A 13,109-nucleotide genomic window follows, 5' to 3' on the forward strand; every position below is an offset into this window, starting at 1 on the left:
AAGCATGAAAACTGTCGGTTATGCAGCACATGATTCTGAAAAACCATTAGAGCCGTATCATTTTGAACGCCGTGCACTTCGTGATGAAGATGTATCAATTGAAATTCTGTATTGTGGCGTGTGCCATTCTGACTTACACACGGCAGAAAACGACTGGGGCTGGACTCAGTACCCAGTGGTACCAGGCCATGAAATCGTTGGTCGCGTCCTTGAAGTAGGTAGCGGCGTTACTAAATACAAAGTGGGCGATAATGTTGCTGTGGGTTGTATGGTTGATAGCTGTTTAAGCTGTGACCAGTGTCATAACGGTGAAGAGCAGTTTTGTCGCGAAGGTATGGTAGGAACTTACTCAGGACAAGACCGTATTAGTGGTGAACTCACTCAAGGTGGTTATTCAAAACACATTGTGGTGCGTGAAGAGTTTGTACTAAGTGTGCCTGAAGGCTTAGACCTTGCTAAGTGTGCGCCAATTCTATGTGCGGGTATCACAACGTATTCGCCATTACGTACGTGGAATGTCGGCCCTGGTAGCCGTGTTGGTGTGATTGGTTTAGGTGGTTTAGGCCACATGGCAATTAAAATCGCAGCTGCAATGGGCGCAAATGTTACAGCTATTAGCCGCAGTGATAAGAAAAAACAGCAGGTTTTATCTTATGGCGCAAAAGATTTATTGGTATCGAGCGATGAAGATGCCATGCAAGCGCATGCTAATCAATTTGATGTGATCATCAATACCATTCCGGTAAAACACGACTTTACGCCGTATATTCCGCTTTTAGATATTGATGGTACGCAAGTATTGGTTGGTCAAGTAGGTGAGCTTGCTGAGTCTAACTCAGTGCCGTTATTAATGGGGCGTCGCCGTGTTGCTGGCTCATTAATTGGCGGTATAGCGCAAACCCAAGAGATCCTCGATTTCTGTGCGTTACATAATATTCTGCCAGAAGTTGAAATGATCAAAATGGACCAAATTAACGACGCATTCGATAAATTAAAGCAAGGTGATATGGCCTCACGCTTTGTTATCGACATGTCATCATTAGAAGTTTAACAAAGTTAAATGACTAAGCGGGCCTAATTAGGCCCGCTTTTTGTTTTAGTCACTTTTATTTAAGTAATACCTTGTGTTTTATTTTTTTACCCTCATTATATCCCTGTCATCCGCTTAATTTATTGGTCAGTTCTTGTTACGGTTTTTCTCAGTCATTATCTTGCTCTTTACAGTGTTCTTTAGTGCACAGAGCATGGCTATGCCTGACACTCAGTCACACTTTTCTGCAACTAAATTGTTCCAAGTCGAGCTGACTAAAACACCAGTTATTTCCCAAACTCATACAGCTGAGCATCCTAAACCGGATGAACCATCGGGGTTTGATACCCTTATGCCGCGTTTAACTGCCAGTAATTCATCATTATTTCTTTATCATAGTCAGGTTGATCCTGATTACGAACTATTAATTGAATTCTTTGCTGAAGATTGGGGGAAAGAGCACTTTTTAGCGCCGCCAGGTGCTGTACGTGTGATCCCATGGTTTGCATTAGCCACTCAATGTAAATCCCGCATTAGTGGCTGGAAAGACGCTAATCTCTTGTACAAAGCCAATACCACCTACCATAGCTAAACGGCTTCCTTCGTTACTTTTTATTTTTTGGAATTAAATTTTTACCGGCTGACAATGCCGGAAGGAAGTCATGTATGTCACATAAATCAAAGCCGGCTCTATGGCGTCGTCTAAAAATGAGTTATGTCGCTATGATAGCGGCGTGTATTTTATTAGCGGTTAGCGCACTACCTAACCTTTACCCTAACAAATCTTGGTTGCACATTAGCTTGCCAGATCAGACTGTGACGCTGCAAAGTGTGACAACGGCACTAAATCAACATGGTTTTGAAGTGACTGAAGCCAATGATAGCCAAGCACAACTGGCTATTTTATTAGCTGAACCGACTCAAAGTGCTAATGCGTTGAGCTTTATAAAAACGCAATACCCACAGCTAGAGGCTAAAATTGTTGAGCATGCGACAAGCCCACAATGGCTTCAGCAACTTGGGCTTTCACCGATTAAGTTGGGACTCGACTTAAATGGTGGGGTGTTATTTGTGCTTGATGTTGACCTAGATAAAGCAATGCAAGAGCACTTAAACAGTGTCTATCAACAAACTAAATTAACGCTTCGTAAAGACAAAATTCGTGGTATTCGGGCAAGTATTGTAAAAGAAGGGGTTGAGCTACAAATTTTACCAAGCGGCGAGGAGCAACTCGCAGGGCTTGTTTCAACGTTACAAGGTCAATTTAAAGGCCTGATGCAAACTAAATCAACAACGAATAACCTAACCACGGTATTACTGCATTTTAATGAGCAAAGCCAAAGCGAATTTAATAAACAAGTTATGGCGCAAAGCTTAACAACCCTGCGTGGTCGCATTGAAGAGCTTGGTATCACAGAAGCGGTAACGCAAAGACAAGGTAAGCAGCGTATTCGCATTGAGTTACCCGGTGTGCAAGACCCATCAGAAGCGAAACGTATTATTGGTGCAACTGCGACTCTCGATTTTTACCAAGTCGTCGAAGTAGGTGGTAAAGCGTTTAATGTGCAAGGTGGTGGCGTTGTTAATTTAAATCCTGTTGCGATTTTTTCAGGTGATCACATTAATAATGCCAGTGTTGGCAAAGATGAATGGGGCAAGCCTTTAGTGCAGCTTAGTTTAGATTCGCAAGGTGGCGATGCCATGTCTGCATTTTCTAAGCACAACATAGGTAAGCCTATGGCCACGGTGTATTCTGAATACTCGCGGGATGCAAATGGCGACGTTGTGAAAAAAAGCGAAGTGATCAATGTGGCAAACATTGCCCAGCATTTAAGTTCTCGTTTTAGCATTACTAATATGAAAAGCCCGCAAGCAGCCTATGATCTAGCGCTTTTACTACGCGCTGGGTCGCTCACAGCGCCAGTGACAATTGTTCAAGAACAAACCATAGGCCCAAGCTTAGGCAGTGAAAACATTGAACATGGTTTAGCAGCGTTAATGCTGGGTATCGGAATTACCCTTGCCTTTATGGCGCTTTGGTATCGTCGCTTAGGGCTGATTGCCAATATTGCTTTATTGCTTAATCTAACGGCTTTAGTTGGTTTAATGTCGTTATTACCGGGGGTTGTGCTGACCTTACCGGGTATTGCTGGGCTTGTACTGACGATAGGTATGGCAGTTGATACCAATGTGATTATCTTTGAGCGAATAAAAGAAGAGAAGCGTAAAGGCCGGCCTACTTATCAAGCGATAGAGCAAGGTTACAACCAAGCATTTTCGACCATTTTTGATGCCAATGTGACTACGATGATCACGGCAATTATTTTATATGCCATTGGTTATGGGCCGGTGAAAGGCTTTGCAATCACATTGGCGCTTGGGCTATTAACTAGTGTCTTTACTGGCGTTTATATTTCGAAAGCGCTTAGCCAAACACTCTACATTAAACTAACTAATTTAACGGGGGCTAAAGCATGAGTTGGTCAACATTAACTGCAGCTAGTAAAGCGCGCGTTTTAGGATTATTGCTTAGTTGTGTTTTAGTCATTATGAGCTTAACTGTTTTATCTGTAAAAGGGCTAAACTTTGGTCTTGATTTTACAGGTGGCTACATCACGGAAATTAACACAGCGTCAGTCACAACAATTACAGATTTAAAGGCAAAGTTAAGCCCTGAGGTTGCGAGTAAATTAACTATAAGTAAAGCGGGTGAATATCACTTTGTTTTAAGAGAAGCACCAGAGGTTAGTAAAGCCAGTACTTGGCAAGCAGAGCTGAATGAGCAAGGGGTAGACTATACCGTTTTATCTAGCTCATTTTTAGGCTCACAAGTGGGTGATGAGCTTTTTGAACAAGGTTGTTTAGCTTTATTTGCAGCGCTGATTGCAATTATGGTTTATCTTGCTGTGCGCTTTGAATGGCGACTCGCGGTAGGTTCAGTGGTTGCACTGTTACATGATTTAATCTTAGTGCTTGGTTTATTTTCCTTACTTGGGCTTGAGTTTAATTTAACCGTGCTGGCGAGTTTACTGGCTATTATTGGTTATTCATTGAATGACTCAATTATTGTTGGCGACAGAGTTAGAGAGCTTTTACGTATTCAGCCAGACAATCAACGCATAAATACCCATGTTGTGATTAACGATGCAATTGGTTCTACCTTAACACGTACATTGATCACCTCAGGCACAACACTTGCGACCATTGCTTGTATTTGGCTGCTTGCAGGGGCTGCATTAACGGGTTTTGCTATCGCGTTATTTGTGGGTATTGTGGTAGGGACCTTCTCATCGATTTGTATCGCCGCGACCTTGCCGCAGTTATTGGGGTTAAGTTCAGAAAATTACACCCAAACACTGGATGATAAAACTAAAGCCTATATGGAGTTGCCGTAAGCCAGTTTTATAACTTACTTTCATCAGCCGCTATTTTTCCATAGAATAGCGGCTTTTCTGTTTTAGCTACTTTGATATGAATAAAACACACGTAATTGAACATTTACGCTTTGCGCTAGAGGCACAACTGCAAAACGCCAAAGCAGCGGCAAAAGCGGCCCATGATGCAGCAACTCACGAAGAAAGTGTTGCTGAAACTCAATACGATACCTTGGGTTTAGAAGCCGCTTATTTAGCCCAAGGGCAAGCTGAGCGAGTTAATGAATGCTACCGTGATATTCAGGCATTCAATGCGGTGTTTAAAGAAAGCGAGTTTAATAAGGTTCGTGAAGGTGCATTAGTGTGTCTTATCGATGAGCAAGATAACGCAAAGTGGTTTTTTATGGGCCCAAGTGCAGGTGGCTTAGTGGTTACCGTAAAAGAGCAGCCTATTTATGTTGTAACCCGAGAAGCGCCGTTAGGTAAGCAATTGATTGGAAAGAGCCTTGATGATGAAGTTGAACTCTCAATAGCTGGCAATAAACAACTGTACAGCATAGATCAGTTAATTTAATTATTGGTATTTTTAATCAGTAAATTTCATCTTCAAGTAAAAAATATCTCGTTGGTCACAAAGCAAAAAAACCTCTATAAATCACATCAAGCTTAAGGCTTATACCAATACGCTTAATTAGCAATTATTGTGTTTTGGTATTTCAAGCACCCATCTAGTTAAGTGAAGTTTAGCCTCATGCGTTCACTTAATTGGTTGGGTGTTTTCATTTTTCTCATAAGACTTAATTTAGGAAAAGTCGTGTTTAAAACCTTGATAGTGGTTGATAACAATGAGCAACGTATTGCTCAAAATTTCGAAAATGTCATTACCTTTGACACCTACTTACGTGATTATCCAAAACATAATGAGCCAAAAACGCGCATTTTAAACTTGTGTGATACAGGGCAGTATTTAAGTAAAGGTTATTATTGTTCTTTGCTTGCTGAAGCGAGAAAGCATCAGGTATTACCGAGTGTAAAAACAATTAATGCGCTACGTAGCGATGAGCACAGCTCGCGTCATAAAGAACTTGCTGGTGGCACTGTATTTTTTGGCCATACAGATCAAGAGCAGCATAGTAAAGCAACCAAAGCACTATTCTCACAATATCCCGCACCTATTTTAGTGTGTGATGAGCAAGGAGTTGTTAAGCAAGGCACGATTGCATCATTAGATGACACAGCCTTTACAGAATTTGTAAAACAGCTCAGTAGTTTTACAGAGTCAGTATGGCGTATTCACGATAAAAAACGTCGTTACCGTTGGGATATGGCTATTTTGGTTGATCACCAAGAAAAAGTGCCGCCAAGTGATAAAGATGCCATTGCTAAATTCATTAAAGCAGCCGCTAAACATGGTATTTATGCTCAAGCACTGACATTTGATGAAATAACCAATATTGCACAATTTGATGCGTTATTTATTCGTCAAACAACGGCTATCGACCATCCAACTTATCGCTTAGCTAGTAAAGCACAAAGCTTAGGGTTAGTGGTCATTGATGATGCTGAGTCAATACTACGCTGTTGTAATAAAGTGTATTTGCACGATGCCTTTAATTATCAAAAAGTGCCGAGTTTAAAAACGCATGTTGTTGCTGATACAAGTGAAGAGACAATTGATAATTTAGAAGCAAACTTTAGCTATCCGCTGGTTTTAAAAATGCCAGAAGGCTCTTTTTCGAAAGGCGTATTTAAAGTCGCTAATCGTGATGAGTTAATTGCTAAGTTAACAGAGCTGTTTGAGTTCAGTGCACTTGTGCTTGCACAAGAATACATGTATACCGAATACGACTGGCGTGTCGGGGTGTTAAATGGTCGTGCAATTTATGCGTGTCGTTATTTAATGGCGCGTAATCACTGGCAAATTTACAACCATGATGCAAAACGCTTTTTCTCAGGTGGTTTTGAAACTTTGCCAACGTTTGAGCTACCTAAAGTGGTCCTCGATGCAGCATTAAAAGCTTGTAAAACGGTGGGTAAAGGTTTGTATGGTGTTGATGTTAAAGAGCATCAAGGTAAAGCATACGTGTTAGAAGTGAATGATAACCCAAGTATCGACCATAAAGTCGAAGATGCCTATTTAGGTGATGAGCTTTATATGATCATTATGGATGAATTTAAACAACGCCTAGAAGCAAGAGGCCGCGGTTAATGAACGCATCTGTTTGTCAAATCCGCTTTGCACAGGCCACGGATTTGATGGCTCTTGTTGCCATTGAAGAGCAAAGCTTTAGCCAAGATAGATTAAGTAGCCGTAGTTTAAAACGCTGGATCAGCGCAACTCACGGCTTACTGATGGTGGCCGAGGTAGATAATCAACTAGTTGGATATGGCTTAGTGTGGTGTCACAAAGGGACACGCCTTGCTCGGTTATATTCACTGGCGGTTTTGCAATCTCAGCAAGGTAAAGGTATTGCTGCGCAGTTACTGCTTGCGCTTGAAAGTGAAACGGCTAAACGGGGCCGTTTATACATGCGCTTAGAAGTTGCGGTAAACAACCAATCAGCAATTCGTTTATATGAAAAACTGGGCTACCAAGTTTTTGGTCATTACAGTGATTACTATGATGACCACAGTGACGCCCATCGAATGCAAAAAAACATTCGTCGTAATATCGAATTTAATGCCGATAAACACACACCTTGGTACCAGCAAACTACCGAATTTACCTGTGGCCCAGCGGCGTTATTAATGGCAATGTCATCCTTGAATGATACCGCAATGAGCCAACACAAAGAGTTGGATATATGGCGTGAAGCCACGACTATCTTCATGACTTCAGGGCATGGCGGTTGTCATCCTCTAGGGTTAGCACTTGCTGCAATGAAACGTGGTTTTAAAGCTGATGTAGTTTTAAATACCCGTGATACCTTGTTTATTGATGGTGTCAGAAGCGAAAAGAAAAAAGCCATTTTGCATACCGTACACAATCAATTTGTAGCCGAAGCAATAGCTGCAAAGCTGCCAGTGAGGTATCAAGAGTTAACCTTGGCCTCCATTGAAGATTGGCTTGCTGAGGGTAAAGCGGTGGTGTTATTGATCAGCACTTATCGGTTTGATGGTAAAAAGTCACCGCACTGGGTGTGTGTAACTCATATTGATGAGCATTGCTTGTACGTGCATGACCCGTTTTGTGAGAACGAAAAGCAATTGGCGATTGATTGTCAGCATGTGCCAATAGCTAAAGCCGATTTTACTAAAATGGCTAGTTTTGGTTCATCGCGTCTCAGTACTGCGATGGCCTTTTATTTATAATTTTGATTGTTAGTTTGATTTGGAAGTGCAGTGACACTAAGTAGTTTATTTGATATTGCTCCTTATTCTTGGTCAGCAATAGGTAGCGCCGCATTTTGCGGCGCAATTATTGGTATGGAGCGTCAATTACGCGGCAAACCTGTGGGCATTCGTACTTCAGCGCTCATTGTGTTGGGTACTTATTTGTTTCTATCAACAGCGTTTATGTTACATGGTGAAGATATTGATCATTCACGTGTCGTTGGCCAGATCATTACTGGTATCGGCTTTTTGGGTGCCGGGGTGATGCTTGCAAAAGATGGTGCGGTTGTTGGTGTAACATCCGCTGCAACGATTTGGGTATTAGCATCAATTGGTGTTGTCATTGCCACTGACAACTTACTCGCTGCGATAAAGCTATCAGTGCTAGTGGTGGGGATTTTATATGGCGTAGATGTTCTTGAAGCTAAATTTAAGAGCCTAGGTCGTGGTGTGCATGCCCGTGTAAAACGCTACTCAAAGTTGTATTATCGAAAAGAAAAGTGACATAAGATATCAGATAAGAGTTATTCATGGAGCCTCTTTACGTAATAAAGCCAGCTAGATTAGAAGATTTGTTGTTTATAGATAGTCAAATACCAGAGTTTGATGGCCGAAATACCCTCAGTAAATTACAGGCACAGTGTGCAGATGTTGACCACCTAGCTTTAGTTGCTTATATCGATAATGAGCCTGTGGCCTACAAACTGGGTTATGCGTTAGATTCAAACACTTTCTATAGCTGGCTTGGTGCGGTTGCACCAAAATGTAGAGGGCAGGGCATTGCACAGGCTCTATTAAACGCGCAAGAAGCATGGGTTAAAGCCAACAATTACCTAACTATAAAGGTTAAGTCGATGAACCGTTTTCCTGCAATGCTGAGTCTGCTTATCAAAAATGGCTATTCAATTGTAGGTTATGAAGACAGAGGCAGCCTACAAACTAGCAAGATTTTATTTACGAAAGACATTTAAACTTATCAACTTACTTAGGCAAACTAATTAAAAAATGGGCGCCTGCATCACTTTCTTGTACACAAATATCGCCTTGCAGTTGTTGGCTAACTATTTTCTTCGCAATACTCAGGCCTAGCCCTAAACCTGATTGATTGCTGCTACCTTTAAAAAAAGGGGTGAAAATTGAGCTTAGTTCATTGCTGCTGATACCGTTGCCGTTATCTTTATAGTGAATTTTTAACACCTCATCAAAATTAAAAATATTAATTTCTATAGCAGGGTCTGCAATATTGTTGAACGCATGCTCCATTGAGTTTTGTAGCAAAATAATGAGTACTTGCTTGAGTAGCTCTATTTCAACTTCAAATTGGCTATGTGGGTTTTGATAATTAATGTCTAATTTAATTGCACGATATTTTATTTGCTCTTTTAAGTGTTCTTGAAGTGATTCTGAAAGCTGAGCTAAGGTAATGACAGTTTTACTAGATTGTGATTTGGTATACAGCAAATCTTGTAAAATTCGTATTTTATGTGCACATGCGGTTAAATTTCTATCTAGCAGTTCATTAGTGTTCTCTAATGTATCTAATGTGTTTTGTAGTGCTTGTTGGCTTAATTGTTTTTTCACTAGTAGGGATTTAGTGTCATTTAAGGCAAGTTTGGTTACATCAACGGTTGTAATACAGTTACCTAAAGGAGTATTAATCTCATGAGCAATGCCTCGAATTAAGGTCGCGAGTTCAGTAAACTGTTGCTGCTCAAACGCTTGTTTTTGCTGATGTAACAATTTTAGTTGCGTCTCGAAGCTTTGTTTAATGGTTTCGAGTAGCTTTATTATTGGCTCATTATATTCATGGGGTTTACTATCAAGGATACAAATAGTACCAAATGGGGTAGTATCTCCAGCACAGATTGGTAAACCCAAATAAGAAATCATATTCAACTTGATATCAGGGTTTTCTTTCCAATCATCATCAATAAGTGCGTTTGGAATATTCAGTAAGTTCTGCGTTTTTATGACATGCTCGCAATAGAGGCCTGAATCTTCTAACTCTTCGCTGTCACCAATTTCAAAAGGATTTGCTTGGTTATCGTTTTTTGAAAACACACTAATAATATTGTTTTCTATTTTCATTACTAATGCGACGGGCACTTCAGCAATCAGGGCTAAAACAGCGAGCGTTTTATTCCAACTTTGTACTAACTCATCATAATTTGGCTGATACATTTATCAAATTTACTCAATTACTAATACAACAAGTCAAAGGATAGTAATAATCTTGAATTCAGCAACTTAAATATGATTAATCTGACTTAGCCTGAAATATATTTAGATACTTTAGTTTTAGCCAAATAGTTTTCGTCTAACAACTGTGCGATATTCACTGGGTGTTTGCGAAAGCACTTTCTTAAAAACTCGTGTTAAGTGACCTTGGTCGTTATAACCTACTTCCAGGGCAACTTCTTGAATAGATAAATTTGAAGACGCTAATAACTCTTTTGCAGTTTGTACTCTAAGCTGTTGCCAATACTCAACAGGAGTTTGGCTGGTGGCTTGACGAAATCGGCGCGTAAAGGTGCGGTAGCTTAAACTAAATTGCGCTGCAATTTCTTGCAGGGTTAATTCTGAGGTTAAATTGTTTTTCAGCCAAAATTGAATTTGTGCAATGAGCTCATCTGGGTGTTTATCAACGGCACCTTCAAGGTAGCGCTGATCTTCGTAAGGTTTACGAATTTCATGGGAGAAATTACGCTCAACATGTTGCGCCGCTTCTCGGCCGTAATATTGACTAATAATATGCACAATAACATCGGCAAGGGCATTTAAACTCGCAACGGTGTACATGCGCTCAGATTGTGTGATGAAAAAGTCAGGCTTAAGCTGTACTTTAGGGTAGTCACGTTTAAATTGTTCTGCGTAGTGCCAGTGAGTGGTAGCAGGGTGGCCATCTAGTAATCCCGCTTCGGCAACTAAACAATTACCTGTGCCAACACCAATGATATGGCTGCCTTGCTGCCAAGAATCACCAAGCCAGTTCACCAAACTCTTTTGTTTACTTACTACTGGACGCGGGTTTCGCCAAATCCCGGGAACGATAATTAAGTCACTTACAGGCGCTGTGACGGTTTCACAATCGGGCATAATCGAAAGCCCAGTACGATTGGGGATCGCTTTTAGACTACTTGCAACTAAATTGATGTTTAAGGGTTTAAATTCGTTTTGCTGACGATGGCTTTTAGCAAAGGCCTCGCCAGCTCTGAGCATTTCGATAGGCAGGGTTAAACTGGTTATTAATAAATGAGGATAAACCAAAATACTAATTTCAATAGCTTTTACTTGTTGAAGTTTCGTCACTCTAATTGCTCCGACCAGTTATTTTTGGCCTGTTATGCAGGTTATTTGGCTATTTAAGCATAAAGCGTGTTAATTAATCCATTTAAACTTGGCTTAATTCTCATAACACGTTTTCTCAAGGTTTTTTATGACAGCATTACCCGTTATTGTCGGTATGGGTGGTATTAATGCCGCTGGCCGCACTTCTTTTCATCAAGGTTATCGTCGTATCGTGTTAGACAGCTTGGACGCTAAAGCCCGTCAGGAGACATTCTTAGGCTTAGCGACATTAATGAACTTAGTCACCCTTACTGAAGGTTTACTAAAAGATGCTGACGGCAATACCATTGCCGAATCAGACATCGAAGCTAAGTTCGGTGAACAAATTTTAGCTGGTACACTTATTCGTAAAATTGAAAAAAATCACTTCGATGTTGATGCAACGCCATGGCAGCAAAAAATGACGTTAACAGCGTCTGATGAACAGCAGATTGTTTTTGAAACGCGCCGCCGTGATTTACCAACTCCAGTACCAAGTGCTTGGCAGGTTGAAGAATTAACTGATAAAAAAGTGAAAGTTACAATTAGTGCTGATCTTGCTATTAAACATGACAGTACGCGCGATAACCCAATTAAAGCGGCCGGTCAATTACCAACAGGTTTTGAACCTTCGGCTATGTATAACAGCCGTTATCAACCAAGAGGCTTGCAAGCGACTATCTTTGCCGCAACTGATGCGATTCGTTCGACAGGTCTGGCGTGGCAGCAGGTAATGAATAGCGTTGAGCCTGATCAAATTGGCACTTACTCAGCTTCTGTGGCTGGTCAAGTTGATGATGAAGGATTTGGTGGACTTATTCGTGCGCGTCAGCAGGGCGACCGTGTGAGTACAAAACAGCTTGCACTTGGCTTAAACACCATGTCTACTGACTTTATCAATGCTTATGTAACAGGCAATGTGGGCACAACTTTTACAACATCAGGTGCTTGTGCAACGTTTTTATATAACCTACGTGCAGCAGTAAACGATATTCAAGCAGGACGTACGCGTGTAGCTATTGTGGCGTCTGTTGAGTGTGCTATTACACCTGAAATCGTTGAAGGTTTTGGCAATATGAGCGCACTTGCTAATGAAGAGGGCCTTAAGCGTCTTGATAATACAGATGTGGTTGATCACCGTCGTACCAGCCGTCCATTTGGTGAAAACTGTGGTTTTACAATTGGTGAAGGTGCACAAGTTGCTGTTTTAATGGATGATGCATTGGCATTAGAGTTAGGTGCAGATGTGTTAGGCAGTGTTGCAGATGTGTTTGTCAATGCCGATGGCATTAAAAAATCAATAACAGCACCGGGCCCTGGTAACTACATTACGATGGCCAAATCTGTTGCATTAGCGAGCAGTATTGTTGGCCAAGAAGCAGTACAAAAGCGTAGTTTCATTTTAGCTCACGGCTCAAGTACACCACAAAACCGCGTAACAGAATCACTGATCTATCATAAAGTGGCAGAGACTTTTGCAATTGATAATTGGAAGGTTGCAGCACCTAAAGCGTATGTTGGCCATACTATAGCTCCTGCCAGTGGTGACCAATTAGCTATGGCATTAGGTGTGTTTAGTCACAATATTATGCCGGGTATAACCACAATTGATAAAGTGGCAGATGATGTTTATAGCGAGCATTTAGATATTCGCACTGAACATTATCAATGTGATGCAATGGATATTGCCTTCATTAACTCAAAAGGCTTTGGTGGCAATAACGCTACTGCGACAGTTTTATCACCGGCAATTACATTAAAAATGCTCGCAAGGCGTCACGGTGATGCGGTAATAGCGCAATATCATGACCGTCATACTCAGGTAGTCCAAGCACAAACTGACTATCAGCAACAGGCAGATTTAGGTCAATATGAGCTAATTTATCGTTTTGGTGATGGCTTAATTGATGAAAATGACATTGAGATTAGTGAAGATTCAATGACAATCCCAGGTTTTGATAAAAAAGTTTTATTATCTAAACCAAATCCTTATCAGGATATGTTTTAAGTTCAAGACATGTTTAAGCACATTCTTGACAGCAAGG

12 protein-coding genes are annotated in these 13,109 nt (G+C 40.9%); 10 read left to right on the forward strand and 2 right to left on the reverse strand.

The features are described 5' to 3' along the window. Positions 1 to 4: 4 nt before the first annotated feature. From NO991_RS05190 to NO991_RS05230, 9 genes are all read left to right on the forward strand, one after another. Entirely contained in the window at positions 5 to 1,051 is a 1,047-nt protein-coding gene (locus NO991_RS05190) for an NAD(P)-dependent alcohol dehydrogenase (RefSeq protein ID WP_300360421.1), read from the forward strand. 199 nt (positions 1,052 to 1,250) lie between these two features. Further along, positions 1,251 to 1,622, forward strand: coding sequence for a hypothetical protein (locus NO991_RS05195; protein WP_235373495.1), 372 nt, complete (start codon positions 1,251 to 1,253; stop codon positions 1,620 to 1,622). Positions 1,623 to 1,696: 74 nt separating this feature from the next. After that, positions 1,697 to 3,508: a protein translocase subunit SecD gene (secD, locus tag NO991_RS05200; protein WP_138600594.1), complete on the forward strand. Its 1,812-nt coding sequence runs from the start codon at positions 1,697 to 1,699 to the stop codon at positions 3,506 to 3,508. Further along, the gene (gene secF / locus NO991_RS05205) at positions 3,505 to 4,425 is read left to right on the forward strand and encodes a protein translocase subunit SecF (protein ID WP_300360422.1); all 921 of its coding nucleotides are present in this window, start codon (positions 3,505 to 3,507) and stop codon (positions 4,423 to 4,425) included. Before secD ends, secF begins: the two co-directional genes overlap by 4 nt. A 76-nt stretch (positions 4,426 to 4,501) precedes the next feature. Continuing rightward, the gene (locus NO991_RS05210) at positions 4,502 to 4,978 is read left to right on the forward strand and encodes a transcription elongation factor GreAB (RefSeq protein WP_054551429.1); all 477 of its coding nucleotides are present in this window, start codon (positions 4,502 to 4,504) and stop codon (positions 4,976 to 4,978) included. 240 nt (positions 4,979 to 5,218) lie between these two features. After that, complete coding sequence (locus tag NO991_RS05215) at positions 5,219 to 6,613, forward strand: RimK family protein (protein ID WP_138600598.1); 1,395 nt, start codon at positions 5,219 to 5,221, stop codon at positions 6,611 to 6,613. Beyond that, entirely contained in the window at positions 6,613 to 7,716 is a 1,104-nt protein-coding gene (locus tag NO991_RS05220; protein ID WP_300545910.1) for a GNAT family N-acetyltransferase/peptidase C39 family protein, read from the forward strand. The genes NO991_RS05215 and NO991_RS05220 overlap by 1 nt, the downstream gene beginning before the upstream one ends. Before the next feature lie 30 nt (positions 7,717 to 7,746). Continuing rightward, positions 7,747 to 8,241: an MgtC/SapB family protein gene (locus tag NO991_RS05225; protein ID WP_054551426.1), complete on the forward strand. Its 495-nt coding sequence runs from the start codon at positions 7,747 to 7,749 to the stop codon at positions 8,239 to 8,241. A 26-nt stretch (positions 8,242 to 8,267) separates the two neighbouring features. Beyond that, complete coding sequence (locus NO991_RS05230; RefSeq protein ID WP_138600714.1) at positions 8,268 to 8,708, forward strand: GNAT family N-acetyltransferase; 441 nt, start codon at positions 8,268 to 8,270, stop codon at positions 8,706 to 8,708. Between the two features lie 10 nt (positions 8,709 to 8,718). Here NO991_RS05230 and NO991_RS05235 read toward each other — a convergent pair whose 3' ends face one another. Together NO991_RS05235 and NO991_RS05240 are read right to left on the reverse strand one after the other, a co-directional pair. After that, positions 8,719 to 9,918, reverse strand: a complete 1,200-nt coding sequence (locus tag NO991_RS05235) for an ATP-binding protein (protein WP_300421145.1) — start codon at positions 9,916 to 9,918, stop codon at positions 8,719 to 8,721. A gap of 117 nt (positions 9,919 to 10,035) precedes the next feature. After that, on the reverse strand, positions 10,036 to 11,046 hold the full coding sequence (locus tag NO991_RS05240; protein ID WP_166340305.1) for a GlxA family transcriptional regulator: 1,011 nt from the start codon (positions 11,044 to 11,046) through the stop codon (positions 10,036 to 10,038). 127 nt (positions 11,047 to 11,173) lie between these two features. Between NO991_RS05240 and NO991_RS05245 the strand changes: the two genes are divergently transcribed. Further along, positions 11,174 to 13,072: a beta-ketoacyl synthase gene (locus tag NO991_RS05245; RefSeq protein WP_300542948.1), complete on the forward strand. Its 1,899-nt coding sequence runs from the start codon at positions 11,174 to 11,176 to the stop codon at positions 13,070 to 13,072. Positions 13,073 to 13,109 lie beyond the last annotated feature (37 nt).

Source organism: Pseudoalteromonas sp. DY56-GL22, assembly GCF_041414715.1.
Lineage (GTDB): Bacteria > Pseudomonadota > Gammaproteobacteria > Enterobacterales > Alteromonadaceae > Pseudoalteromonas > Pseudoalteromonas simplex.